This is a genomic window from Pandoraea sp. CB10b_02, from assembly GCF_002216225.1.
Lineage (GTDB): Bacteria > Pseudomonadota > Gammaproteobacteria > Burkholderiales > Burkholderiaceae > Pandoraea > Pandoraea nosoerga.
Genome location: NZ_NJGW02000010.1, coordinates 93,349 through 115,959, shown reverse-complemented (window position 1 = coordinate 115,959; position 22,611 = coordinate 93,349). Strand labels below are relative to the sequence as shown.

Here is a 22,611-nt window from a genome sequence, read left to right as displayed (position 1 = left end):
GAGAGGCCCTGGTCTGCCGTCCGTCAGCCGCCGCGCGCGGTGCGCCATCGCCCAAAAACGGAACGGCCGCGCCGAAGCGTAGCCGTTGGTTCTTGCCGATCCAGGGCACGGTGGGGTGATCGACGGTCAGGTCAGTCGCTGCTGTTCTCGTCGCTGCCGTCGTCCTCGTCCTGCACCGGCCGCTTGGGCGGTGGCGGGCGCTTGCCGATCGTCACCATCAGGTCGAGCTCCTTCTTCTTGCGCGTGACGTGCAGCTTGGCTTGCGTGCCCGGCTTGATCTGCGCGATGACGTTGAGCAGTTCGGTGGTGTCGCGGATCGCGTCGCCGTCGACTTTCGTCAGGATGTCGCCCGGCTGCACGCCAGCCTTGTCGGCCGGCCCGCCCTGGACCACGCCGGCGATGATCACGCCGGAGTCCTGTTGCAGGCCGAACGACTCGGCGATGTCCGAGGTGATGTCCTGCGGCTCGACGCCGACCCAGCCGCGCGTGACGGTTCCCGTGGTAATGATGCTCTCGAGCACCGAGCGCGCCGTCGACACCGGAATCGCGAAGCCGATACCCATGTTGCCGCCGCTGCGCGAGTAGATCGCCGTGTTGATGCCGAGCAGGTTGCCGTTCACGTCGACCAGCGCGCCGCCCGAGTTGCCGGGATTGATGGCCGCATCCGTCTGAATGAAGTTCTCGAACGTGCTGATGTCGAGGTGGTTGCGCCCGAGCGCGCTGATAATGCCCATGGTGACCGTCTGGCCCACGCCGAACGGGTTGCCGATGGCCAGCACCACGTCGCCCACGCGCACCTGGTCCATGCGGCCGAGCGTGATGGCGGGCAGGTTGTCCAGCGTGATCTTGAGGACGGCCAGATCCGTTTCGGGGTCGCTGCCGACGAGCTTGGCGCGGGCCTTGCGGCCGTCGGCGAGGGCGACTTCGATCTCGTCGGCGCCGTCCACCACGTGATGATTCGTGAGAATATAGCCTTCGCTGCTCACGATCACGCCCGAGCCGAGGCTCGACACCGGGTCTTGCCGCACCGTGCCACCGCCGTCGCCGAAGAAGTAGCGGAACAACGGATCATCGAGGCGCGGGTCGCGGTTCTGCTTTTGCTCCTTGCTGGAAAAAATGCTGACGACCGCAGGCATGGCTTTTTGCGCGCCATCGGCGTATGAGCCGGCTGCCGGCTTGTCCGACAGGCTCGGGGCGACTTCCTGCAAGGCGATGATCGGATTGGCGAGTTGCTTGCCGAACGAACCCTGGCGTTGCAGCCACTGCGGCTTGAGGGTGGCGATGATGAAAAGCAACGCAAGCAGCACGGTGACCGCTTGCGCGAACAGTAGCCAGAAGCGTCTGAGCATGAAAGAGCGAGGCCTTATATGAATCGTGTTGAACTGGAATTGTATCTGAACGATACCCTGCAAATCGGGCAATTTCGCGATTACTGCCCGAATGGCCTGCAGGTCGAAGGCTGCGGCGAGATCAGGAAAATCGCCAGCGGCGTGAGCGCGAGCCTGGCATTTCTCGAAGCCGCCCGGGACTGGGGCGCCGACGCCGTCCTCGTTCACCACGGCTATTTCTGGAAGAACGAGGATGCCCGCATTACCGGCATGAAGCGGCGTCGTCTGGGCGTGCTGATCGACAACGACATCAGCCTGTTTGCCTTTCATCTGCCGCTGGACGCCCATCCCGAGTTCGGCAATAACGCACAACTGGGCAAATCGCTCGGTTTAGCCGACGATGGCGGCCGTTTCGGCCCGGATCAGCTCGGCTGGCTGGGCGCACCCGAGCAGCCGACGACCTTGGCCGCGCTGGCGTCCCATGTCGAGGCCCGTCTGGGCCGCACGCCGCTGATGCTAGGCGAGCCCGGGCGCGAAGTGCGACGCGTGGCGTGGTGTACCGGCGGAGCGCAGGGCTTTTTCGAAGCGGCCATCGCGGCCGGGGCCGACGTCTACATCAGCGGCGAAGTGTCCGAACCGACCACCCATCTGGCGCGCGAGAGCGGCGTGGGGTATCTGGCGGCGGGGCATCACGCGACCGAGCGCGGGGGCGCAAGGGCGCTGGGCGAACATGTCGCCGCACGCTTCGGGCTCGAGCATCGGTTTTTCGACATCCCGAATCCGGTCTGACCGTCCGCCGGTCAGGGCCGGGCGCAGCCGGGGCGCGAGGCACCCCGGCGGGCGGAGGCAAAGGGGCCGGAAGGGAAGAAAAGGGAATAAAGGAAAGGGGAATAAAGGAAAAGGGCGGGAACGCCGGGATCAGCCGTTCTGCTTCTTGAGGCTGTCGCGAATTTCGCGCAGCAAAACGATGTCCTCCGGCGTGGGCGCCGGGGCTTCGGGCGCTGCCGGGGCCGGGCGCTTGAGGCGGTTGATCTGCTTGACCATCACGAAAATGATGAAGGCCAGGATCAGGAAGTTCAGCGCGACGGTGATGAAGTTGCCGTAGCCGAAGACTGCCACGCCGGCCTTGGTCAGGTCGGCATAGGACGCCGGGTTGCCCTTGAAGTCGGGAGGGATCGATCCGAGAAGAATGAATTTGCTGGAGAAGTCGAGCCCGCCGAAGATGGCGCCGACGACCGGCATGATGAGGTCTTTGACGACCGAATCGACGATCTTGCCGAAGGCGCCGCCGATAATGACACCGACGGCCAGGTCGATCACATTGCCTTTGACGGCAAATTCCTTGAATTCCGACATGAAGCTCATGCCATTCCTCCGCTGTTTTGATGAGTCGCCGGGGACAGCACTGCTGCGCCAGCCCTCATGAATTGGCATTGATTGTTACCGGCAGTGGCCGGGGGGCTGAAAGGCAACGGCATCGGCGGCATCGGTCGATGTCACGCGTTTGCCATAGGTCTGGCCCGATGTCGCCGGGGCGAGACAGGGAAAATGATGACTAAATGTCGTGCACGCGTCAACGAAAGCGGCGATCATAGCGGTTCTCGTGCAGCATCCCAGAAGCGAAACCCCGGGTGGCCGCCGGCCACCCGCAGGGTGCGTCAATCCTTTGAAAATACGCGAAAACCACTAGGAGGCTGGGGCGTTTTGCCGTTGTTTCAGGCATTTGCGCTCGCGTATGATTTAAGGTTGACGGAAATACAAATTCAACCGTGTGGGGCTTGTGATGAGTGACAATCAAGAAAAGGCCGTCGACAGTAGCCGCCGGAATCTGCTGATTGCAACGTCCGTAGCTGGAGGCGTGGGCGGCGTTGCAACTCTGGTTCCTTTCGTCAGTTCCCTCGAACCCTCGGAGCGCGCCAAGGCAGGCGGGGCGCCAGTCGAGGCCGACATCAGCAACCTCAAGCCCGGTGAGAAGATGACCGTGGCGTGGCGCGGCCTGCCCGTGTGGATCGTGCGCCGCACCCCCGAGGAGATGGCTTCGCTGTCCAAAGTGACGTCCGAGCTGGCCGATCCGGACTCCAAGGGAACGTTTTCCTACCCGATGCCCGAGTACTGCAAGAACGCGTATCGTGCGCGTGCCGAGCACAAGGACGTGCTCGTGGTGGTCGGCATCTGCACCCACCTCGGCTGCATTCCTTCCGGCCCTTACCAGGCGAATGCCATTCCGGCGCTGGGCAAGGACCCGGGCTTCCTGTGCCCGTGCCACGGTTCCACCTACGATATGTCGGGCCGCGTGTTCAAGAACAAGCCGGCGCCCCTGAATCTCGACGTTCCCCGTTTCATGTTCGTGAACGACACCAAGATCGTGATCGGTAAAGACGAAAAAGGAGAAGCGTAATCATGGCCGCCGACAAACAGGTCGACACGACGGGCTTGCTGGGCTGGATCGATCGTCGGTTTCCGCTGACGCAGCTTTGGAAGGATCACGCCGCCGAGTATTACGCGCCCAAGAACTTCAACTTCTGGTATTTCTTCGGATCGCTGGCCATGCTGGTGCTGGTGATCCAGATTCTCACCGGCATTTTCCTGGTGATGAACTACAAGCCCGACGCCAACCTCGCGTTCGCCTCTGTCGAGTACATCATGCGCGAAGTGCCGTGGGGCTGGCTCATTCGCTACATGCACTCGACGGGCGCCTCGATGTTCTTCGTCGTGGTGTATCTGCACATGTTCCGCGGGCTGCTCTACGGTTCGTACCGCAAGCCGCGCGAGCTGGTCTGGGTGTTCGGCTGCCTGATCTTCCTGTGCCTGATGGCCGAAGCTTTCATGGGCTATCTGCTGCCCTGGGGGCAAATGTCGTACTGGGGCGCGCAGGTGATCGTGAACCTGTTCTCCGCGATTCCGTTCATCGGCCCCGACCTGTCGCTGTGGATTCGCGGCGACTACGTGGTGTCCGACGCCACGCTCAACCGCTTCTTCGCGTTCCATGTGATCGCCATCCCGCTGGTGCTGATCGGGCTGATCGTCGCGCACATCATTGCATTGCACGAAGTCGGCTCCAACAACCCCGACGGCGTGGAGATCAAGGACAAGAAGGACGCCAACGGCCGGCCGCTCGACGGAATTCCGTTCCATCCGTACTACACCGTGCACGACATCATGGGCGTGGGCGTATTCCTGATGGTGTTCTCGGCGATCGTCTTCTTCGCGCCGACGATGGGCGGCTACTTCCTCGAGGCGAACAACTTCGTGCCGTCCGATCCCCTGAAGACGCCGCCGCACATCGCGCCGGTCTGGTATTTCACGCCGTTCTACTCGATGCTGCGCGCGACGACCGACGACTTCAAGCATGTGCTGATGGCGCTGGCGGTGATCGTCACGGCGGTGTGGTGGATCAAGGGCAAGGCGGCCGCGACCACCAAGGTGGCGGCCTCCGGCGGCGTGGTGCTGCTGTTGCTCGCGATGTATCTGACCGAAGCCAAGTTCTGGGGCGTGGTCGTGATGGGCGGCGCGGTAGTGACGCTCTTCTTCCTGCCGTGGCTCGACAAGAGCCCGGTGAAGTCCATTCGTTACCGTCCGGGCTTCCACAAGGTGCTGTTGGGTATTCTCGTCGTCGTTTTCGCTGTGCTGGGCTATCTGGGGATTCAGGAACCGACCCCGGTGAAGACCGCGATCTCGCAGGTCGGCGCGCTGTATTACTTCGGGTTCTTCTGGCTGATGCCGCTCTGGAGCAAGCGGGGCGCGTTCAAGCCGGTGCCGGATCGCGTGACGTTTGCGGCGCATTGAGCGCACTGAATCGACGACTAGGGATATCAAGATGAAAAAACTGTTGCTCATCCTGGCGCTCCTCAGTGGTTTCGCGGCGCCGGCCATGGCTGAAGAGGGGGCGGCGCTGGACACGGCGCCGAACCGGATCGACGATCTGGCATCGCTGCAGCGGGGCGCGAAACTGTTCGTGAACTACTGCCTGAACTGCCATTCGGCGGCCTCGATGCGGTATTCGCGGCTCAAGGACCTGGGATTGTCGGAAGCCGACATCAAGAACAATCTGCTTTTCACGACCGACAAGGTGGGCGAGACGATGACCGTGGCCATGCGCGCGGCGGACGCCAAGGCGTGGTTCGGCTCGGCCCCGCCGGACTTGTCGGTGGAGGCGCGGGCGCGCGGCACGGACTGGCTTTATACGTACCTGCGGACCTTCTATCGGGACGATACACGCCCGACCGGCTGGAACAACCTGGCGTTTCCGAATGTGGGCATGCCGAACCCGTTCTGGCAGTTGCAGGGGCAGCGTGGATTGAAGCATGCGGAGGGCGCGCAGCATGGCCCGGCCCAATTCGTGCAGATTACGCAGGGGACGATGAAACCGGTGGAATTCGATTCTGCGGTGGCCGATCTGGTATCTTATCTGGATTGGATGTCGGAACCGGCGCAGCGCACGCGCCGGCAGTTGGGCGTCTGGGTTTTGTTGTTCTTGGGACTCTTTACGGTACTTGCCTGGCGCCTGAATGCGGCCTATTGGAAGGACGTGAAGTAAAATAACGTCTGTACGACGGGGCCAGGGTATGGGAAGCGTCGATTTCCCGCCCCGGCCCCGTTGGTTTTTAAGGAAGACGCGCTATGATGGTTTTGTACTCGGGCACGACGTGCCCCTTCTCCCAGCGTTGCCGGCTGGTTTTGTTCGAAAAAGGCATGGATTTCGAAATCCGTGACGTCGACCTGTTCAACAAGCCGGAAGACATTGCGGTGATGAACCCGTACGGTCAGGTGCCGATCCTCGTCGAGCGCGATCTGATTCTGTACGAATCGAACATCATCAACGAGTACATTGACGAGCGATTCCCGCATCCGCAACTGATGCCGGCCGATCCGGTGCAACGTGCTCGTGCGCGCCTGTTCCTGTTCAACTTCGAGAAAGAGTTGTTCGTGCATGTAAGTACGCTGGAGAACGACAAGGGCAAGGCGGCCGAGAAACTGCACGAGAAGGCACGTTTGTCGATTCGTGATCGCCTGACGCAGCTCGCGCCGATTTTCATGAAGAACAAATACATGTTGGGCGAGGAGTTCTCGATGCTCGACGTGGCGATCGCGCCGTTGCTGTGGCGTCTGGATCACTATGGCATCGAGTTGTCGAAGAATGCCGCGCCGTTGATGAAGTATGCCGAGCGGATTTTCAGCCGTCCGGCGTACATTGAAGCGCTGACGCCGTCCGAGAAGGTCATGCGTCGCTAATGCGTTGATTGCCCGCTGGCGGGGCCGGTCCGTCGATGGTGATGGACGGGGCTCGCGGCGGGGCGAGTTGGTCATATGCCTGAAACGTCTACCAAGCCTTACCTTTTGCGCGCGCTGTACGAGTGGTGTACCGACAACGGATACACGCCGTATCTGGCCGTGCATGTCGATGCCAAGACGCGTGTGCCGCGCGAGTTTGTGAAAGATGGCGAGATCGTGCTGAACATCAGCTTCGATGCCACGAGCGGGCTCCAGATGGGCAACGACTGGATTGAGTTCAGCGCTCGTTTCGGCGGCATTTCACAGAAGGTGGAAGTGCAGGTGTCGAACGTGCTGGCGATTTACGCCCGCGAGAATGGCCAGGGCATGGCGTTCCCGGTCGACAAGCAGGCGTCTGCGGACGACGGTGCCGTGCTGGAAGCGGCACCGCCGGTGCAGGCGTCCGACGATGACGATTCGGATCCTACGCGCCCAGGTGGCGGTGCGGCTGGCGGCAATGCCGGACGTGCTCGTCTGAAGGTGGTGAAGTAATCCGCGACGGTGGGCCAGTGGAAGGGCGAGCGATCGCGATTTCGACGGCCTGCCGGGATGGACGATTTTGCACTCCCGGATCGCCGCAGTGACCGACGAATCGGTTATAATGTGCGACTTCGCCGGCTTAGCTCATCTGGTAGAGCAGTTGATTTGTAATCATCAGGTGGCGGGTTCGAGTCCTGCAGCCGGCACCAATAAAATCAAGGGGTTACGTGAATTTCACGTAACCCCTTGTGCTTTCTGGGCGTTGAAAAGTACATTTTCGGTACAGTCAGCTCTCAGAACAGGTACATGGCGACCATCGTCAAGACGCCTTCCGGCACGTGGAAGGCAGTCATCCGCAAGATCGGTTGGCCGACTACGGCCAAGACTTTCCGCACCAAACGTGACGCCGAGGATTGGGCGCGCCGGACCGAAGATGAGATGGTTCGGGGTGTCTACCTGTCGCGTGCTCCCTCCGAAAAACTCACGGTGTCAGCCGCACTGAAGCGGTATATGGAAGAGGTGTCGGTTACCAAGAAGCCGACGACGCAGCGCAGCGAGCGCTTCACCTCGCAGCACTTGGATGCATTCTTCGGAAAGTACTCCATGGCAGCCGTGAGTGCCGAATTGGTGGCCAAATACCGCGACGAGCGCCTGGCCGCCGGCAGGTCGAACAACACCGTTCGCATCGAGCTGGCAATGCTCGGACACCTATTCCGGGTAGCTATCCAAGAGTGGGGGATCGGCCTCACCTTCAATCCGGTGGCCAATATCCGCAAACCGAGTCCGGGGGCCGGCCGGGATCGCCGCTTGAACCCGGAGGAACAAAAGCGATTGTTCGATGCTGTCGGCGCTCATAGCAACCCGATGCTGGGCTGGATTGTGCGGCTTGCGGTCGAGACCGGTATGCGGTCGTCTGAGATCACTGGCCTACACCGTTCACAGGTCGATGTGGACCGGCGTCTCGTTACCTTGAAGGACACAAAGAACGGTTCAGGACGAGTGGTTCCATTGACCCGCGCGGCGACTGAGATTCTTCGCACCGCGCTGGACAATCCTGTGCGGCCGATCGACACAGATCTCGTTTTCTTTGGCGAGCCGGGGCGGGATGGGAAACGCAAGCCGTACGTGTTTCAGAAGCTCTGGGCCGCCATCGTTCGCGATGTGGGCTTGGCAGACCTACATTTCCATGACCTTCGCCATGAAGCCGTCAGCCGTCTAGTCGAGGCCGGATTGAGCGATCAGGAGGTCGCCTCGATCAGCGGGCATAAGTCTATGCAGATGCTGAAGCGATACACGCATCTTCGGGCAGAAGACCTTGTGCAAAAGCTCGATGGTCTTCGGCGCTCGGCCTAGCTCATCTGGGACTGGCCTACTTGAATAGCCGCTCCTGGAGGATGGCATTGCATCGAACCGCCATCGATCCAAACACCCATACGTACAAGCCCAGCCCGCCGAGCAGAAAGAGTACCAGCCAACCTTGCCAGCCCCAGGCATCAAGAGGAATGGTATTCGCGGTTCGCAAGTAGCCGGGTAGTACCTCGCTCAGCGCAAAGCCGACGTAGCCGGCTTCGATATATCCAACTAGCGCAAAGAACACAACGAGCGCCGTTGGCATCGCCGAGAACTCCTTGTATGTCTTGCGGTTTTGCCATTTTCGACGAAGTCGATAAGCAAGAGTTCTCATGATGCAAAGCTCCTAGTGCTGATTTGTCGCGCTGGCCAACTGGTGAGCTGTCAGCTTGGGGTTTCGTGCGATCAAAAAACAACAGTGTGTTTTGAATATTTTAAATTGATTCGTTGTTATTGATAGCCATCGACCAACCTCATGATTTTTATAGGGGTTTGATGTGTTCGGCAATTGAAATAATACCAAAATACATCATCATGGTTTTTATGTGTGCCCAACGATGGTAATTGACGATTGCAAATTTTGGTCTTGTAAATCAATGGCTTAGTCTTGATTGAAGAGCTAGGTGACGCAAGAATACGCTCAATTATCTTTGTTCCGATGAGCGTACTTATGACAACGGAAGAATACCTTTTGGGGCGGTTCGGGCCATTGATGAGCATCGCGGATATCGCCTCCCTGCTTGGTCGTTCCGCCGACGGCGTCCGCGTTGCCCTTTATTCGAATACCGATGTTTCGCGGCGGCTGAAGCCGACGATGCTTCGCGTTGGGCGTCGGGTGTACTTCCGTACGTTGCAGGTCAAGGACGCGCTGCAACTGGACATTCCTATCTGAGCCGCCGTGGTGGTGACTATGACCGATGCCGTCATCATCAAACGCAAGGTCCGCAGCGACTTCACCATCCTGCCGAATGACCTTATCCGTGACTCACGGCTCTCCTGGGGAGGACTCGGGTTACTCGTATATGTCCTGCATTTGCCAGATAACTTTCGGCTTCGCCTTTCGCATCTGGCGAAGCTAAAAAAATGCGGGCGGGATGCCACAAGGGCAAGGGTGAAGGAGCTGGAAGCTGCAGGCTATCTCACAATACGTCACAGACGGAACGAACGCGGCCAGTACGAGAGTACGGCTTGGGAGGTAACAGACGTCCCCGGGGACGAGTTGGCGCCGGGTACGGAAAAGCCGAACACGGTATATCCGCAGCCGGCCACGCCTACGTTGGAGAAGCCAACGCTAATAAATACAAATACAGAACAAGAACAAGTATCAACAAATACCACTACTACTTCGGCCGAATCTTCGGATTCTCCACTGGTGCTGCCGCAACGACTATCTGCCTCTCAGGCAGCAGCCATTCGCAAGGAGCTCGATCAGCTTCCGAAGGCGGATGCGCAGTTGATATTGAGTGAGCTCGCTTGGGCGATGGAGCGAGGCAAGATCCAGCAGACGCCAGTGCACTGGGTTGTTGGCGTGGTGCGCAAATTTAGGAACGGCAACTTCAATCCTACGGCAGCTAGAAAGACAACGCGCCAACAGGTGAATCCAGACCAGCGATCAGAACGCCCCACCGCGGCTGCCAGCAGAGCCGCAGCGGAGCGCCACCTGCCAGAGATTCGGGCAATGCTTGCCCGCTGGTCCGAGGGAGAGAAGCCATGAAATCTAGTCCAATTCTCAGCGTTCAACTCGGCTACGACCTGAAGCGAAAATGGCGTGATCACTGTGCGAAGAGTGGCGTTACGCCCAGCGCCGCTGTTCGGCAGGTCATTAGACACCTTCTCGGCAATGCAACGCAAAACCATGCCAGCGCACATATCGAGCGCGACCAGCCTGACACTTCACGCCGGCGACTAGAGCTACGACTCACTGAGTCCGAATTGGCAAAGATTCGCGTGCTTGCGGATAGCCTGGAGATGTCGTCCAACCAATGGGTGGTCAATCTCGTTCGAGCCAACTTGACCGCTGAGCCGCAGTTCGGCATGGTGGAGTTGCGAGTGCTCGGCGAATCGAATACCCGGTTGCTGGCCATTGGCCGGAACCTCAATCAGATTGCACGTCGGATCAATGCAGACAGTAGCGAGCATGTGATGTTGAAGGTCGAGCATATCGGAGCCCTCTCCCGACAGATTGTCGCTCACACCGAAAAGGTGTCGGGCATGATCCGCGCCAATATCGATCGGTGGAGGCTGAAATGAGCCGGGTGATCGATGGGATTCTGAAGGAGTGGGGAGAGCTGCTGTACTACGCGCCGGTGAGAGGCCGGTTAGCGAGGCGCACAGTCACTCATTCGAGAGTTACACAGTCCATCAAGCCTCTTAAGGCCGCCGGTACTGCTCGCATCCGCGAAAAGCTTGCCCTGACCACGCACCGGGTCCCAGAAGTGATGGTGAAAATTTCCGGTGGCGGCAAAGGCATGCGCCAAATCAAAGCGCATCTGGACTATATCTCTCGCAACGGTTGCGTCGAGCTCGAAAATGAGGACGGCGAGACTATCGTTGGCCGGGAGGCCGTGCGCGACCTTCGCGATGAATGGAAGAACGGGCAATACGGCATCCCGGAGGAGGGACAGCGCAGGGAAGCACTCAATATTGTCCTGTCCATGCCCCCCGGTACGGATAGGAGGGCAGTCAAAGAGGCTGCTCGCGCTTTCGCGGCGTCGGAGTTTGGCGCGAATCACGCCTATGTCTTCGCTGCCCACGATGACGAAAGGCACCCGCACGTGCATCTTTGTGTCAAATCGCTCGGCATTGACGGCTCACGACTGAACCCGCGTAAAGCCGACCTCCAGCATTGGCGAGAGCGCTTCGCAGAAGCATTGCGCGACTGCGGCATTGAGGCAAACGCGACACCGCGGATTGCGCGCGGCGCGACCCGGCGCGCGGAGAAGCAAGCCGTATGGCACATGGAGAAAGATGGGCGCTTCGAAGCTGTCAGGGAGAGGCGGGGCATCCACGGCGCGAGGCAAGACAATTTCAGCGCAATGAGGAAGGTGGTATATGCCTACGGCAAGCTCGCAAGAACGCTGGTGCCCGGCAATGCGGAAGATCAGCGACTTGCGCTCGCAATCACCCGATTCGTTGGCGAGATGCCGGTTGCGGGCCAGCTGCGCAGCCGGTTCCGTTCGACTGAGCACAAAAAGACGGCCGTCATCGAGAGGGGATCGTCGGAAGCTCGTGCTGATCTTCATGACAGAGAGCGCTGAACGCTGGAGGGAAATGAGATGTCGTTACGTTTCAAGGACCTGGAAAGCTATTGCGATAGCCTCGAGCGTACTGGCGATGTGCAAGTCATCCTACGCGCCGACTATCGGAAAGGATTTGCTTTGGCTGTGTCTGACGGCTCCGTTGAGCTTTCGGTAACAGATGATGGCAATCAGCCATATCGATTCAGAACGGTGGAGATGGCATTGGATGAGCTGGCAAATATCCCCTACCTATCCGAGCGGATTATCGTTGACCGTCAAGCATGGTGGCCGTAAGGCCGCGCGGCGAAGTACTATTTGAACCCGCATCCTTTACTAGGATGTTTCTTTAACTCCACGAGCGCTGATACCCGCCCTAACAACGCGTTGGCGTACTGGGTGCCGGCCTGAAAAGAAGGGCCTGACGATTGGGGACCAATGCCAATCTGACTCGCTGAAAGTGGCGTGACATACGGGTACCGGAAAAGACGGACCCTGACGAACTACGGAAAGACGTGTTGTGATAGCCCTAAGAGCGCCTCGCGCGTGCCGGGTACCGAGCCGAAAAGAAAGCCCTGACTGACGGGAACAGCTACCGTCCGGCGTTCGCCCTCAACTCTTCTTACGGGTGGCGAACATGAAATCTCTCCCCATATCTCTTGTCCTGGCCGCCGGCATGGCTATGTCGCCGGCCACGTTCGCACAAATTCCTGTAACCGTCACCAGCCAAGCGACGGACTCGCCCATGACTGTCGCCGAGTTCGCCGCGAACACGGCCCGGTGGGCGCAACAGGTCGAACAGATGAAGTCGCAAATCGACCAGATGCGACAGCAGTATTCGTCCATCACGGGTTCCCGTGGCCTCGGAACGATCATGAACAACCCGGCGCTGCGCGACTATCTGCCGAAGGACTGGCAGGGTGTCTACGACGCCGTGAAAAACGGCGGCTACGACGGCCTGAGCGGACGAGGGGCGCAAATCTACGCCGATAACAAGGTGTTCGATAGCTGCGCGTTCATCAAGGCCGACGACGCGAAGAAGGCGTGCGAGGCCCGCGCCGTGAAGCCGTCGCAGGACAAGGCCGCCGCGCTCGACGCCTACGATGCGGCGAAGGGCCGGCTTGCCCAAATCGACCAATTGATGGGCAAGATCAACGATACGCAAGACCCGAAGGCCATCGCGGAACTGCAAGCCCGCTTCGGGGCCGAGCTGGCCATGATCCAAGCCGAGCAGACCAAGCTGCATCTGTATCAGATGGTCGACCAGGCCGAAGAAAAGGTGCAGGCGCAGCGGCAACGCGAATTGAATGCCAAAGCAGGCGCTCGGCGTGGCTGGCTTCTGCCACAGCTTACGAATTAAGGGAGGGCGGTCATGATCTACGTTCTCTTGGGTGCGGTTTCGAGCCTATACGCGGCGCTGGTTATAGGCTTCTGGTGTGACGTACGTCGCTTCGGAAAATCGAAGGAAACCATCGCCATCGGTGCCGAAATAAATATGTTCGCTATGGATGGAGTGTCCGTCTACTTGGCCTTCATGGTCTTCTATTTCGCTGCTCACGACTGGTTCGGCTTCACACTTCCGCTGTTTCATGAAGGCCGGCTCATGAGCTGGCAAGCAACGCTCCTAGCTGCCGCGTGTGCAATCACAAGCGTGTCTATCGGCTATTTCAACGGGCTTGAAAGGTTCGCTACGCCGACTCATGCCGGCCGCCGCGAAGCAACGCTACGCTTCCTCGCGTCCCGCCAAATCATTCAAGCCGCCGAGGTCGCTCACGCCTTGGAGGCGCTGCATCAGCATGAAGCTCGCCTCGGCTCCAGCCGAGTCATCGATGTGGAAACGCAGAAGGTGAGGAAATGAAAAAGCCCGCCCTCTCCCTCGTTATCGTCGCCGTCCTGGCCGGCTGCGGCGAGAGCACGCCCGTCCAAACAGTCGATTGGTACAAGACCCATGACACGCAACGAAAAGACATGATCGCCAAGTGCAAGAGCAGCCCCGGCGAACTGGCGGCGTCTCCAAACTGCATCAACGCTCAGCAAGCGCAGAACGAGAAAGACCTTTCGCGACGGGGCTATCTGAAGCTGCCGCCGGTCGATTTCAGCAAGAAAGGGGAATGACATGAACCCGATGATTTTTCAGTTCATAGGCCAGTACCTCGATGCGGCGCTGAATCCGTTCATCAGCGGAACTGTGCGTGAAGTCATTTCGACCTTCACCCCGTTTTTCATTGGTGGTGCTGCCATTCATCTGGCGCTGGTGGGCTATTCCATTGTTTGGGGCTATGTCGAGCTGCCGTTCTCTACATTCATCAAAACGTGCGCCAAATACTTGTTCATCGGTGCCCTGGCGCTGAACGCGGCAACCTACTTGGATTGGGTCATCGGTAGCATCCAATCGCTGGAGACCGGTTTCACCTCGGCCTTTGCCGGGACAGGTGCGGGGGCAAATTCCACGTCGGTCTATTCGGTCGTGGATACAGCGCTCGGCAAGGGATGGGGTATCGCCGCCGACCTTTGGGAGAAGGCCGGGAATCGCGGCATAACCGAGATGGGCACGATGTTCGGGGAATACATCAATGCCACCATCATCGCGCTTGCAACGGGCCTGATTGGAGTGCCGGCCGGCGGCATGATCGTTGTGGCGAAAGCCGCACTGACAATCATGCTCGGCATCGGTCCGGTTTTCGTGGCTCTGCTGCTCTGGCCTGCCACGCCGAGGTTCTTCGATAGCTGGTTCGGTCAGGTCATGACATACATTCTGCGCATCGCCCTGGTGGCGGCCGTCATGGGGCTGGCCTTCAAGGGCTTTGACGTACTGATTAACAGCATCGATCTCGACAGCGATCAAAATACGCTATTCACGTCACTGGTGCTGACCACCTTCACCGTGGTCATGTTCTGGCTGATGGCCGAAACTAACAACGTCGCCGGCCAGCTCGCAGGCGGCATCAGTAGTGCGGCCGTGACGTTACGAGGTATGGCTCAGGGCGCAATGGCACCGATGCGGACGGCGGCCAGGGTAGTCAACGGACCAAGCACGCGCCGCGATATGCAGTCGGGAATGATGGTCACCGCCGGACGCACTAATCACTTGATGGCAGGCAATACGCTCTGGAATCCGGCCTACCGCCAGCATGTGATGCAAAACGTAGGCAAGAACTGGGGGCGCGCCAGCGGTGGCAAGATCGAGAAGGGTTGAACAATGAGGGATAAACCGCACGACGATGCATGCGTTGGCGGTAAATCCCTCGATCTGCACCACGGCCCCGCCGAGGCGGGGCCTTCTTGTTGGTGACAACGGATCTTGCTCGAGCGCGCGATCGCGTCACCATCCGGCCGGAATGGTGACGCCGGCAGCTGCACCAGGTCGACAATCTGTCACCAGTCCGAACGCTCCGCGCTTCTCTTGGGCAACCCCTTCGGTTGCATCCCGCGTCCGATCTTGCCGGACTGGCTGCGGGGGCAGGCCCGGCGGCTTCGCCTTGTTCCTCCCCCTGGCCGATAGGCTGGATGGCTTTCAGGGGCATCAAGGGTAAAGGCTTCGCCCGGAATCCTCGCCCGGTCCCTGCGCTGCGCTCCGGGCTGCGGCCTCCGGTCCCGCCCTTGACACCCCTTCCAGCCGAAACCCCGCCAGGATGCACCAGACGGCCCCACAGTGCCGAGCGGATGACGGGTCAAGGGGTTGGTGCGGCCCGCAGCCCGAAGGGCGAGGACACGGCCCCTTGACGCGGCAGGAGCGACCCCACGCCTTACAGGCAGGGGGCAGACAAGGAGGCGAAGCGCCCCGCCGGCTGCACCCCTGACGACAGAGGGCGACTCGCTCCCTTCCCGCTGGCGGAAGGGCGGGGGGATGGGTGGTAGCGCCGAAGGCGCTTTCAATCCACTACCATTGAATTGATCCGGTTTTTCCCAAAACAAGACAATTTCAGCGTGGTGGGCTACCGGGTCAAGGCCTCAATGTCGGGTTTCAAAGGAAGGGAGGCTAATCCTGCCGGACTCCGTAGTTAGCGCCGCCCCATATTTACGCCTGCCGCTCATCTGGCCATTCGACTACGATCGACCCTCGCTTCCGCACCGCGTGCTGAGGGCAAAGCAACTCGTCATCCGGCATCAGAAGGTAAATACCGCTCTCATCGGCGGGCTTGGGCCGCATGCTGGGCGGCCGCGCCTCTATGGAGCTTAGCCAGGCCGTGACGCGAGCTAGAGCGTCATCGTGGGCCGCCGCAGCAGCTAGCTGTTCATCGTCGATGCCGGCGACAGGTGGGAACACCCGCCGCCCCAACTCACGACCATTCAGCAGAAGGCGCAATAGCCAGCCACCGCCCTGCTGAGCTGGGCGAGCGATCAGTTCGTAGCCATAGTTTTCAGTTGATTCCAACATCTCGGCTCCTCGGGGCGTTTCCTGCGGGAACACGTCATCTTCGTCAGCACGAAAATTTCGTCATGACGAAATTTTTAGAGGGGAGGGAGACCATTGCAAGAAGGGAATGATCCCAGCCGTGGGCAGCGTGCCACCTTGAGCATTCGCCATCTGGGTCATGGCCGAAATTTCGTCATGACGAAGAAAACGCGTCAGCTGTGGACTAGTGCAGGATAGGCTATCGCCGGTGTTTGTCATATATGACGGGTGATATTATGTGCGGACGATACTTTTAATAGGCGCAAGTGTTCGCTTCACGGGGCTATGAAGCGGATGCCGAAGATTGGTAGGGCGTCGGTAAACTTGCCAATGTGCAGAAGATGAGGGGGGCCTTTTGAAACCGCAGATTGTGGAGCGAGAACAAGAGCACGCGGGCCATCAGTGGACCGTTTGCATAAATATCTGCGACTTGCATAACGTGGACGATCCTACGGTCGCACACATGGTCGCTGCGGTACGCGACGCGTATGGCGAAGGCGAGATCTTGGCTGAGCTCGCGGACATCGAGGCCGATCCTGCCGTCGCCCGAACCTTCGACGTCGAGTCTATACTTGCAGGATTTCGCCGCGGGTTGCCGGCGCCGGACGCTGAGGCTGGAAAGCCAGCAAATTTAAGGAACTATCGTTCTGAAACGTCCGAGTTTGTAGCGCGTGAAACATTGAGAATAGTGTTCGACGTGACCACTCCACCGACCCTGCATGCAACGAAGGGCAATGCTCTCCAGCCACTCCTCGGATACGATGGTTGGGGATTGTTGACTGACGAGGATAGTCCAACGGCGCTCGTGCTGATCCAGGTGAAGGGGAGCGATGATCATGCATCTCCTCCCGCTGTGGCGGAAGAACTAGCAGCAGAGTGTCAGCGGGCTGCGACAGAGATTGACAAGCTGGCGCACGCGTTGTCGGCGTGTCTGTTGCGAGTAAAGGGAACACCGCTGGCCGTGCATTTGCTCGAGATGCTCGAGGCGGTGGGGCGGGACGAGCTTCCTGCGATGGTCGTTGCACCGGTGGTCGTTCGCGGGCAAGTTACAGCACAGATGTCGGATTTGCAGCCGTTGAAGGCCTTGTTATCTACACAAGCCCATCCGGTTGCTTTGGGGGTCTCAATCACGATTGGCGCACCGCTAGAGAGGCTGGGTTACGAAGTTATGTCTAGGGCTCGTCAACAATGAGCCTCGATCTCGCTCGTCTGTACGAAAGTGGGGATCTTCTTGAAATTCACAGTGACATCGACTCCACGCTACTCTCGAAGCGCGTCAACCAGAGCGACAAATCGGCCAACGGAGTAAGTAAGCTATCCGTAGCCGCCAACATGGCCACATCGGTACTTTTCGATGGCATGTCGTTGGATGAGTTCTGTCGGGAGGGTTCTAGCGCCGCTGGCGGAGCCACGCTTGAGTGGTGTGTCTCCCATTGGCGCGCGTTCCTGGAGGCGATAGAGAACAATGGTAGCGATCGAGCATCGCTTGATGATCTGCTGTTTTTTGCCGCAACAGGCATTCTGAATCAGCGGCAGGCAGAGGTGCGTACGGCTCTGCGTGCGGAATTCGCACGTGGCATAGTCGATCGAGCGTATCAGCAGCGGAAATCAAAAAATGATTGGAGAGATGTCTGCAGGGTGCATATTGCATGCGCTGTTCTCTTCTTAGTGCGTCAATCAAATCATGCCGACTTGAAGTTCGCGCACAGCGCAATTGACGCTCTCGTTTCCCTTCAGGAGCAGCATCGATCGGAGATTGAATCGCTTGCTTCAGGGGCGACAAAGAGCGGACTGTTGGTGTTAGGGCTTTACCATCTTGCGCATGCGACGACTCGGACTGCTTTGTATCTGATTGCTGGTCGCGTGGAAGGCGAGGATGGCAGAAGTACAAATTTTGAGCCTGAGTTGCGTCGACTACTTGTGAAGGCAGAGGAGCTGATCGAGGCCAGTAGCTCCACTGAGCATCTGATTTGGATGCGCGCGGTTGGCGCGGCGCTATGGAAGATCTTCGACGATTCCATTTGGCGGCAAGCTATTGGCTTGTCGAGCACTATCGATGGCTTGGTGAGCGAGCTCGCCAGGCGCGATCATCCTATTTTTAGTCTTCTGCCATCGCAGCAGGAGGCGTTGCAAGAGCACTTTCTGGATAGTGCGCAGGTGGCCGTCGTACTCCAAATGCCCACGAGTGCTGGCAAAACACTGCTGGCAGAATTCGCTATTCTGCAGGCGTTTGAGGCATATAAAGATGAGACGCGGGTAGTGTACATTGCGCCGACTAGAGCGCTATGTACTCAAACTTATAGAACGCTCGCAAGCGATCTGTCTCCACTTGGAATACAGGTACAGCTTGCGAGCAGTGCGTTCGAAGAAGATCCGTTTGAAGCGTCATTGATTTCTGAAATAAAAAGTGGCGTCGTTATATCGACGCCCGAAAAAATAGACTTGCTACTAAGGGCGCATCCCGAGTGGTTTAATACGGTTAAGCTCGTGGTCGTCGATGAGGCACATCTGTTAAGCGACAACGAGCGCGGCGTGCGCTTGGAACTGCTGTTGGCAAATCTGCGTCGTGAGCAATCTACGGTTCGCTTCTTGCTTCTCACGCCGTTTGTTGACAATGCTGATCAAGTCGCGAGATGGCTAGGCGGCAATCGTGGCGCGCCTATCAATATTAGATGGCGTCCCGCGAGACTGATGATCGGTCTTGCAAAAGCTTCGAGAAGGTCTAGGCGACTCAATTTCTCCATCGATTGGAAGGAGCCGCACGCACAGCGATCGAATCCAAAGCCACTCCATATTACGATCGAAGAAGATATGCCGAGCGGTACGGCGACTGATCGAGTCGTTGCATTGCACTCGAGATTTAGTCGGCTCGGCCTCACTTTGGGTATGTTTCCGTCCTCACGGGCGCAAGCGGAAGAGGCGGCCGTCAGAATTGCAGATCAGTCTTCGATTGAAGCCGCTGAAGCTTCGCCGGAGAAGCAATTCGCTATCGCGCTGGCAGAAGCCGAATATGGCGACGACAGTGCATTGGCATATTGCCTTAGGAGGGGCGTTGCTTTCCATCATGCGGCGCTTTCTCCGGAATTAAGATATTTGGTCGAAGAGCTCGGTCGGTCGAGGCAGTTGAGCTTTCTTGCTGCTACAACTACGTTAGCGCAGGGTATTAATTTTCCGGTTGCGACGGTGCTGGTGCACTCTATCCATAAGCCATTTGCTGGTGGAGATTTGACGCCAAGCGAATTCTGGAATATTGCGGGCCGTGCTGGGCGTGTTGGCTTGGCGGATAAAGGGTTTATCGTTTTTGCAAACAGTGGCCATCGCGAGAAATGGGAGAAATACACTCGACACTTGTCTGAATCTGTTGTTTCGGCGCTTCTGAGTGTGCTGGCTCTGGCAATTAATGAGCCGTCTCTTAAAAATGCATATAGGAAGTTTCCGCAGATTCGCCCGTTTCTGCAGTATCTTGCACACGCAGCCGCAAATATGACAGTGCGCGGCGCATTGACGTCGCTTGAGGAAATTTTAGAGGCAAGCTTCGCGAATTCTATCGCGCCTGGTGGAGCGGCCCCACGTATCTGAGGACACAAGGACTCTCTTAAAATAACGGATAGTCTTGTGCCTATCAGTAAGCCTAATCATTACGTGGAACCCATCGAAATTCTGACCGAGCCGGAGCGCCGTCGCGCCCACCACGCCACGCCGACGTGCGTGACACCGGACAGATCGCCAAGCCCGCCGATGCGCTGAACACTGCGCGTCAGCCAAGGGAATGCGCCGCGCCCACGCACCCCCAGCACATCCCCCGTTTGGATTCGCTCCCGCACTTCTTCGTAGGTCATGGTTCCCTCACTTGGCAGATTGCATCAATTGGGCGAAGGCGGCCTCGGCCTGGGCTTTCATCCCATCGAGCACGGCGGCCACCTCTTCGGGGGTCTTGGCAGCAGACACGGAGTCCTGCGCCTTGCGCTTCAATCCGTCGATCAGCCCGACCGCCTGGGCGAAGAAGTCCGCGTTCTTGATGACCTTCTGCGTGAAGATGTCGAGCGTTTCGCCCTTGATGCCACGCGCCGTGATCTCGGCTTGGAAGGCCGCTTTCTCGGCATCGGTGGCCGTGCCCGCTACGATGGCCTGCGCGATGCGCAGCTTGTTGTTCCAGCCCGCGATTTCCGCGTCGTCCGGCGTGCCCGCGATCAGGGCACGCTTGGACTTGGCAAAGGTGTTGATGCGGTCGAGGGCGTTGGCTTTGGCTGCGTCAAGCAGCCCGGCAACCTTCACCGGATCAAGCGCCCACACGCCGTCTTTCCATGAGTGCGCCGCGCTCGGCATGGCCTTGTCGGTTGCCCCAACGTCAGCAGGTGTTTTTCCGATCTCTCCGATGGTTACCGGACTACCGTCTGTGGTGTTGAACAGCGCGACGCCGCGCCAGTCGGCTTTCGCCTGCCATTGCCCACCAGCGAAAACGGCCACTTCACGGGCGGCTGTCTTCGGCGGCTTGGCAGTGGTGGCAAAAGCGGGGAGAAGAATCACTCCCGGTTCAAGCGGCGACTCGTCTGCTGGCATCTCGTTGATGAACTCGCCGGTTTGCGGGTGGTAGTTGTAGATGGTTTTGTTCATGGTGTCCTCGATCAATACTTGATGCATGCGAGCAGCGCAACGTTGCGTGGACGCGATGTGAATGCAATGAGTCCGCTAGAACCACTTGGGGTCAAGGAAGTTTGCATGTACACACCGGATGTGCCTGTAACTTGGCTGTCCATGTTTTGTGCGATGTTGTCGTTCGGATATGCGCCGTTCGAGTTAATCGGATGCGACACCAACCTTCCCGAAGATGAAGACGACGCATAGACGTACAGGGACGGGAACCGCGTACCGGCTTGCGCAGAGCCGAATGATCGACCTGAATCAATGCCCCGCCCATCGTCAAAGCCGCGCAGGAACTCGCCGCGTAGGTCTGGCAAGTTGAAAGTGGTCGAACCATCGCCTGCGCCGAAGGTGGTGCCAATAGCGGCGAAAAGAGCCGCGTAGGTCGTCCGCGAAACCGCTGCTCCGTTGGCCTTCATGTAGCCAGCCGGTGCTGCGCTCATTGCGAAGAACTGCACTTCGCCGGGCTGCAAAGCTGCAAAGCCCGACAGCTTCACGTAGCGCTCGTCGCCGGTGGCAATGCTGATTTTCTGGAGAAGTGTCTCGGAGAGGATCGGTGCACCGCTGACCGTCGAAATGTTGCCCGCCGTGATCGTGCTCTGGCCGTTGGCAACCGTTACGACGTACAGGCCGACATAGCCAGAGTCCGGCGCTGGCGTAGATTGCGTCCCGGTGGTGGCAGCAATGCCTGCTTTGACGTTCACAGTGCAGACGCCCTTGCGAACAGTGTTCTGCGCGGTACCGCTGTTATTGGGGCCTGCGTACGCCTGCGTCGGGTTGCTGGCGTTGTAGTACGGCAGCACAACGGCGTTGGTGTCGGTGTCCTGATAGGTCGCCTGCACCAGATAGTTGATGCTCTGGCCGCTGGTGGCCGGTGCCGGGCACGACAGCGTGGCCGCGTCCATCATCAGCCCCTGCTTGAGGATCTGGTGCGTCGTGTCAGCGGCCAGCGAACTGTAGGCCGTGCCGTCGAGGTTCTGGAGGCTGTAAATCTCGCCGGGCGCGACTTGCACCTGCATCGAAGCGGGGGCGGTCGGCGTGCAGGCGAGGCCATTCACGAGCGTGGAAGTGCCAAGCACCGCCGCCGCCAGTTTGCCTAGGCCGATCAGGGCGAATCGGTTGGTATCCAGAAGGTCTGTTTCCAGCGGAATCTGCCCCGGATAGATCATCTTTCTGTCCATTGAAGCTCCAGAAGTAAAAAAGCCCGCTTAAGGCGGGCTGGTGATCGAAAGGGAAAGCGGCGAATCAGTTGGCGATGCGTGTCCAGATGGTGGTGCCCACCGGCTTCACGCTGTCGATGGCGGCGTAGATGTCGTCGTCCGTCACCGCCCCCTGAATCATGTTCATCGAGGCGATCTCTGCCTGTGATGCTTGGCCGTAGCCGCCGGTCGATACGCCATAGCCCGCCACGTTCGGGATGCCCGTGCTGGTTGGCCGGAAGGCGGTCACGAATGCCTGGAACGGCAGCAGCATGGAGCCGTAGCCCCCGGCGACGCCGTACCCGATCAGCGGGCCGCCGTAGCTGCCCGTGTCGAGCGGTCGTTGCGGCTCGAACACCACCGGGGCGCGGCCTGTCAGGTCGGTCAGCACATTCACCAGCCCGTTGCGGGTTGCCCGCTCACGGAACAGGTTGATGATGATGCGGTTCCTGAACGATGCGTCGGACTGCCCGGACTTGCGCAGCAGCGACGACCCGAAGAAGTCAGCCGCGATCATGTCCAGCCAGCCATCGGTCGCGGTCTTGATGCGGGTTTGCAGCGCCGCATAGACGATCAGGCCATAGACGAACGACTTGGCGTAGGCGAAGCCACGCAGCAGCGCATCGAGCACCGGCGTGTCATCGCTGAACCACTTCGGGATCAGCGCCTTGATGCGCTGGAACTGGTCTTGTTGGTCACCTGTTGCCATA

Annotated in this window: 26 protein-coding genes and 1 tRNA gene; 19 read left to right on the top strand and 8 right to left on the bottom strand. The window is 59.1% G+C overall.

All coding sequences use genetic code 11. From position 1 onward, the window contains the following. Window positions 1–131: 131 nt before the first annotated feature. Complete coding sequence (locus CDN36_RS12985; protein WP_150556084.1) at window positions 132–1,349, bottom strand: Do family serine endopeptidase; 1,218 nt, start codon at window positions 1,347–1,349, stop codon at window positions 132–134. A gap of 18 nt (window positions 1,350–1,367) precedes the next feature. Here CDN36_RS12985 and CDN36_RS12980 point away from each other — a divergent pair, with 18 nt between their 5' ends. Continuing rightward, window positions 1,368–2,117 carry a Nif3-like dinuclear metal center hexameric protein gene (locus tag CDN36_RS12980; RefSeq protein ID WP_287496940.1) on the top strand — a complete coding sequence of 250 codons (750 nt, stop codon included), beginning with the start codon at window positions 1,368–1,370 and terminating at the stop codon, window positions 2,115–2,117. A 129-nt stretch (window positions 2,118–2,246) separates the two neighbouring features. Here CDN36_RS12980 and mscL read toward each other — a convergent pair whose 3' ends face one another. Next, on the bottom strand, window positions 2,247–2,693 hold the full coding sequence (gene mscL / locus CDN36_RS12975) for a large conductance mechanosensitive channel protein MscL (protein WP_287496939.1): 447 nt from the start codon (window positions 2,691–2,693) through the stop codon (window positions 2,247–2,249). 418 nt (window positions 2,694–3,111) lie between these two features. On the opposite strand from mscL, the gene petA reads away from it, so the two are divergent. The 7 genes from petA to CDN36_RS12940 all read left to right on the top strand — a co-directional run bounded on the left by petA (window position 3,112) and on the right by CDN36_RS12940 (window position 8,432). After that, window positions 3,112–3,726 carry a ubiquinol-cytochrome c reductase iron-sulfur subunit gene (petA, locus tag CDN36_RS12970; protein ID WP_150556086.1) on the top strand — a complete coding sequence of 205 codons (615 nt, stop codon included), beginning with the start codon at window positions 3,112–3,114 and terminating at the stop codon, window positions 3,724–3,726. A 2-nt stretch (window positions 3,727–3,728) separates the two neighbouring features. After that, complete coding sequence (locus CDN36_RS12965) at window positions 3,729–5,114, top strand: cytochrome b (RefSeq protein ID WP_150556087.1); 1,386 nt, start codon at window positions 3,729–3,731, stop codon at window positions 5,112–5,114. A 31-nt stretch (window positions 5,115–5,145) separates the two neighbouring features. Then, window positions 5,146–5,865, top strand: coding sequence for a cytochrome c1 (locus tag CDN36_RS12960; RefSeq protein WP_287496938.1), 720 nt, complete (start codon window positions 5,146–5,148; stop codon window positions 5,863–5,865). Between the two features lie 83 nt (window positions 5,866–5,948). Then, on the top strand, window positions 5,949–6,560 hold the full coding sequence (locus CDN36_RS12955) for a glutathione S-transferase N-terminal domain-containing protein (protein ID WP_039406214.1): 612 nt from the start codon (window positions 5,949–5,951) through the stop codon (window positions 6,558–6,560). 75 nt (window positions 6,561–6,635) lie between these two features. Next, the gene (locus tag CDN36_RS12950) at window positions 6,636–7,091 is read left to right on the top strand and encodes a ClpXP protease specificity-enhancing factor (protein ID WP_287496937.1); all 456 of its coding nucleotides are present in this window, start codon (window positions 6,636–6,638) and stop codon (window positions 7,089–7,091) included. Between the two features lie 121 nt (window positions 7,092–7,212). Then, window positions 7,213–7,288, top strand: a tRNA-Thr gene (locus CDN36_RS12945). A 97-nt stretch (window positions 7,289–7,385) separates the two neighbouring features. Beyond that, a complete protein-coding gene (locus CDN36_RS12940; RefSeq protein WP_287496936.1) occupies window positions 7,386–8,432 on the top strand; it encodes a tyrosine-type recombinase/integrase in 1,047 nt (348 codons plus the stop codon). A 16-nt stretch (window positions 8,433–8,448) separates the two neighbouring features. Here the strand turns inward: CDN36_RS12940 and CDN36_RS12935 are convergent, their stop codons facing one another. Further along, window positions 8,449–8,763, bottom strand: coding sequence for a hypothetical protein (locus tag CDN36_RS12935; protein ID WP_287496935.1), 315 nt, complete (start codon window positions 8,761–8,763; stop codon window positions 8,449–8,451). Window positions 8,764–9,099: 336 nt separating this feature from the next. On the opposite strand from CDN36_RS12935, the gene CDN36_RS12930 reads away from it, so the two are divergent. The 9 genes from CDN36_RS12930 to CDN36_RS12890 all read left to right on the top strand — a co-directional run bounded on the left by CDN36_RS12930 (window position 9,100) and on the right by CDN36_RS12890 (window position 14,861). Continuing rightward, window positions 9,100–9,321 (top strand): plasmid-related protein, encoded by a 222-nt coding sequence (locus CDN36_RS12930; RefSeq protein WP_287496934.1) that lies wholly within the window; start codon window positions 9,100–9,102, stop codon window positions 9,319–9,321. 18 nt (window positions 9,322–9,339) lie between these two features. After that, the gene (locus CDN36_RS12925) at window positions 9,340–10,143 is read left to right on the top strand and encodes a hypothetical protein (RefSeq protein WP_287496933.1); all 804 of its coding nucleotides are present in this window, start codon (window positions 9,340–9,342) and stop codon (window positions 10,141–10,143) included. Then, a complete protein-coding gene (locus CDN36_RS12920) occupies window positions 10,140–10,679 on the top strand; it encodes a hypothetical protein (RefSeq protein WP_287496932.1) in 540 nt (179 codons plus the stop codon). Before CDN36_RS12925 ends, CDN36_RS12920 begins: the two co-directional genes overlap by 4 nt. After that, window positions 10,676–11,686, top strand: coding sequence for a relaxase/mobilization nuclease domain-containing protein (locus tag CDN36_RS12915; RefSeq protein ID WP_287496931.1), 1,011 nt, complete (start codon window positions 10,676–10,678; stop codon window positions 11,684–11,686). The genes CDN36_RS12920 and CDN36_RS12915 overlap by 4 nt, the downstream gene beginning before the upstream one ends. Before the next feature lie 18 nt (window positions 11,687–11,704). Beyond that, window positions 11,705–11,962 carry a hypothetical protein gene (locus CDN36_RS12910; protein ID WP_287496930.1) on the top strand — a complete coding sequence of 86 codons (258 nt, stop codon included), beginning with the start codon at window positions 11,705–11,707 and terminating at the stop codon, window positions 11,960–11,962. A gap of 340 nt (window positions 11,963–12,302) precedes the next feature. Further along, a complete protein-coding gene (gene virB5, locus CDN36_RS12905; protein ID WP_287496971.1) occupies window positions 12,303–13,025 on the top strand; it encodes a P-type DNA transfer protein VirB5 in 723 nt (240 codons plus the stop codon). Between the two features lie 12 nt (window positions 13,026–13,037). Next, window positions 13,038–13,523, top strand: coding sequence for a hypothetical protein (locus CDN36_RS12900; RefSeq protein WP_287496929.1), 486 nt, complete (start codon window positions 13,038–13,040; stop codon window positions 13,521–13,523). Beyond that, on the top strand, window positions 13,520–13,780 hold the full coding sequence (locus CDN36_RS12895) for an EexN family lipoprotein (protein ID WP_287496928.1): 261 nt from the start codon (window positions 13,520–13,522) through the stop codon (window positions 13,778–13,780). The genes CDN36_RS12900 and CDN36_RS12895 overlap by 4 nt, the downstream gene beginning before the upstream one ends. Before the next feature lies 1 nt (window position 13,781). After that, entirely contained in the window at window positions 13,782–14,861 is a 1,080-nt protein-coding gene (locus CDN36_RS12890) for a TrbL/VirB6 family protein (RefSeq protein ID WP_287496927.1), read from the top strand. 822 nt (window positions 14,862–15,683) lie between these two features. Here CDN36_RS12890 and CDN36_RS12885 read toward each other — a convergent pair. Beyond that, window positions 15,684–16,043: a hypothetical protein gene (locus CDN36_RS12885; RefSeq protein WP_287496926.1), complete on the bottom strand. Its 360-nt coding sequence runs from the start codon at window positions 16,041–16,043 to the stop codon at window positions 15,684–15,686. Window positions 16,044–16,416: 373 nt separating this feature from the next. On the opposite strand from CDN36_RS12885, the gene CDN36_RS12880 reads away from it, so the two are divergent. Both CDN36_RS12880 and CDN36_RS12875 read left to right on the top strand, forming a co-directional pair. Further along, window positions 16,417–17,253, top strand: coding sequence for a hypothetical protein (locus tag CDN36_RS12880; RefSeq protein WP_287496925.1), 837 nt, complete (start codon window positions 16,417–16,419; stop codon window positions 17,251–17,253). Next, the gene (locus tag CDN36_RS12875; protein WP_287496924.1) at window positions 17,250–19,640 is read left to right on the top strand and encodes a DEAD/DEAH box helicase; all 2,391 of its coding nucleotides are present in this window, start codon (window positions 17,250–17,252) and stop codon (window positions 19,638–19,640) included. The genes CDN36_RS12880 and CDN36_RS12875 overlap by 4 nt, the downstream gene beginning before the upstream one ends. A gap of 59 nt (window positions 19,641–19,699) precedes the next feature. On the opposite strand, the gene CDN36_RS12870 is transcribed toward CDN36_RS12875, so the two are convergent. The 4 genes from CDN36_RS12870 to CDN36_RS12855 form a co-directional block, all read right to left on the bottom strand. Beyond that, a complete protein-coding gene (locus CDN36_RS12870) occupies window positions 19,700–19,900 on the bottom strand; it encodes a hypothetical protein (RefSeq protein ID WP_287496972.1) in 201 nt (66 codons plus the stop codon). Window positions 19,901–19,907: 7 nt separating this feature from the next. After that, entirely contained in the window at window positions 19,908–20,675 is a 768-nt protein-coding gene (locus CDN36_RS12865; protein WP_287496923.1) for a hypothetical protein, read from the bottom strand. Window positions 20,676–20,686: 11 nt separating this feature from the next. Further along, window positions 20,687–21,883: a phage tail protein gene (locus CDN36_RS12860; RefSeq protein ID WP_287496922.1), complete on the bottom strand. Its 1,197-nt coding sequence runs from the start codon at window positions 21,881–21,883 to the stop codon at window positions 20,687–20,689. 64 nt (window positions 21,884–21,947) lie between these two features. After that, the gene (locus CDN36_RS12855) at window positions 21,948–22,610 is read right to left on the bottom strand and encodes a UCP028438 family phage-derived protein (protein WP_287496921.1); all 663 of its coding nucleotides are present in this window, start codon (window positions 22,608–22,610) and stop codon (window positions 21,948–21,950) included. Window position 22,611: the final 1 nt, after the last annotated feature.

Coding starts and splice junctions, on each gene's coding strand:
- CDN36_RS12985 (WP_150556084.1), bottom strand. CDS start 1,349: ATGCTCAGACGCTTCTGGCTACTGTTCGCGCAAGCGGTCACCGTGCTG.
- CDN36_RS12980 (WP_287496940.1), top strand. CDS start 1,368: ATGAATCGTGTTGAACTGGAATTGTATCTGAACGATACCCTGCAAATC.
- mscL (WP_287496939.1), bottom strand. CDS start 2,693: ATGAGCTTCATGTCGGAATTCAAGGAATTTGCCGTCAAAGGCAATGTG.
- petA (WP_150556086.1), top strand. CDS start 3,112: ATGAGTGACAATCAAGAAAAGGCCGTCGACAGTAGCCGCCGGAATCTG.
- CDN36_RS12965 (WP_150556087.1), top strand. CDS start 3,729: ATGGCCGCCGACAAACAGGTCGACACGACGGGCTTGCTGGGCTGGATC.
- CDN36_RS12960 (WP_287496938.1), top strand. CDS start 5,146: ATGAAAAAACTGTTGCTCATCCTGGCGCTCCTCAGTGGTTTCGCGGCG.
- CDN36_RS12955 (WP_039406214.1), top strand. CDS start 5,949: ATGATGGTTTTGTACTCGGGCACGACGTGCCCCTTCTCCCAGCGTTGC.
- CDN36_RS12950 (WP_287496937.1), top strand. CDS start 6,636: ATGCCTGAAACGTCTACCAAGCCTTACCTTTTGCGCGCGCTGTACGAG.
- CDN36_RS12940 (WP_287496936.1), top strand. CDS start 7,386: ATGGCGACCATCGTCAAGACGCCTTCCGGCACGTGGAAGGCAGTCATC.
- CDN36_RS12935 (WP_287496935.1), bottom strand. CDS start 8,763: ATGAGAACTCTTGCTTATCGACTTCGTCGAAAATGGCAAAACCGCAAG.
- CDN36_RS12930 (WP_287496934.1), top strand. CDS start 9,100: ATGACAACGGAAGAATACCTTTTGGGGCGGTTCGGGCCATTGATGAGC.
- CDN36_RS12925 (WP_287496933.1), top strand. CDS start 9,340: ATGACCGATGCCGTCATCATCAAACGCAAGGTCCGCAGCGACTTCACC.
- CDN36_RS12920 (WP_287496932.1), top strand. CDS start 10,140: ATGAAATCTAGTCCAATTCTCAGCGTTCAACTCGGCTACGACCTGAAG.
- CDN36_RS12915 (WP_287496931.1), top strand. CDS start 10,676: ATGAGCCGGGTGATCGATGGGATTCTGAAGGAGTGGGGAGAGCTGCTG.
- CDN36_RS12910 (WP_287496930.1), top strand. CDS start 11,705: ATGTCGTTACGTTTCAAGGACCTGGAAAGCTATTGCGATAGCCTCGAG.
- virB5 (WP_287496971.1), top strand. CDS start 12,303: ATGAAATCTCTCCCCATATCTCTTGTCCTGGCCGCCGGCATGGCTATG.
- CDN36_RS12900 (WP_287496929.1), top strand. CDS start 13,038: ATGATCTACGTTCTCTTGGGTGCGGTTTCGAGCCTATACGCGGCGCTG.
- CDN36_RS12895 (WP_287496928.1), top strand. CDS start 13,520: ATGAAAAAGCCCGCCCTCTCCCTCGTTATCGTCGCCGTCCTGGCCGGC.
- CDN36_RS12890 (WP_287496927.1), top strand. CDS start 13,782: ATGAACCCGATGATTTTTCAGTTCATAGGCCAGTACCTCGATGCGGCG.
- CDN36_RS12885 (WP_287496926.1), bottom strand. CDS start 16,043: ATGTTGGAATCAACTGAAAACTATGGCTACGAACTGATCGCTCGCCCA.
- CDN36_RS12875 (WP_287496924.1), top strand. CDS start 17,250: ATGAGCCTCGATCTCGCTCGTCTGTACGAAAGTGGGGATCTTCTTGAA.
- CDN36_RS12870 (WP_287496972.1), bottom strand. CDS start 19,900: ATGACCTACGAAGAAGTGCGGGAGCGAATCCAAACGGGGGATGTGCTG.
- CDN36_RS12865 (WP_287496923.1), bottom strand. CDS start 20,675: ATGAACAAAACCATCTACAACTACCACCCGCAAACCGGCGAGTTCATC.
- CDN36_RS12860 (WP_287496922.1), bottom strand. CDS start 21,883: ATGGACAGAAAGATGATCTATCCGGGGCAGATTCCGCTGGAAACAGAC.
- CDN36_RS12855 (WP_287496921.1), bottom strand. CDS start 22,610: ATGGCAACAGGTGACCAACAAGACCAGTTCCAGCGCATCAAGGCGCTG.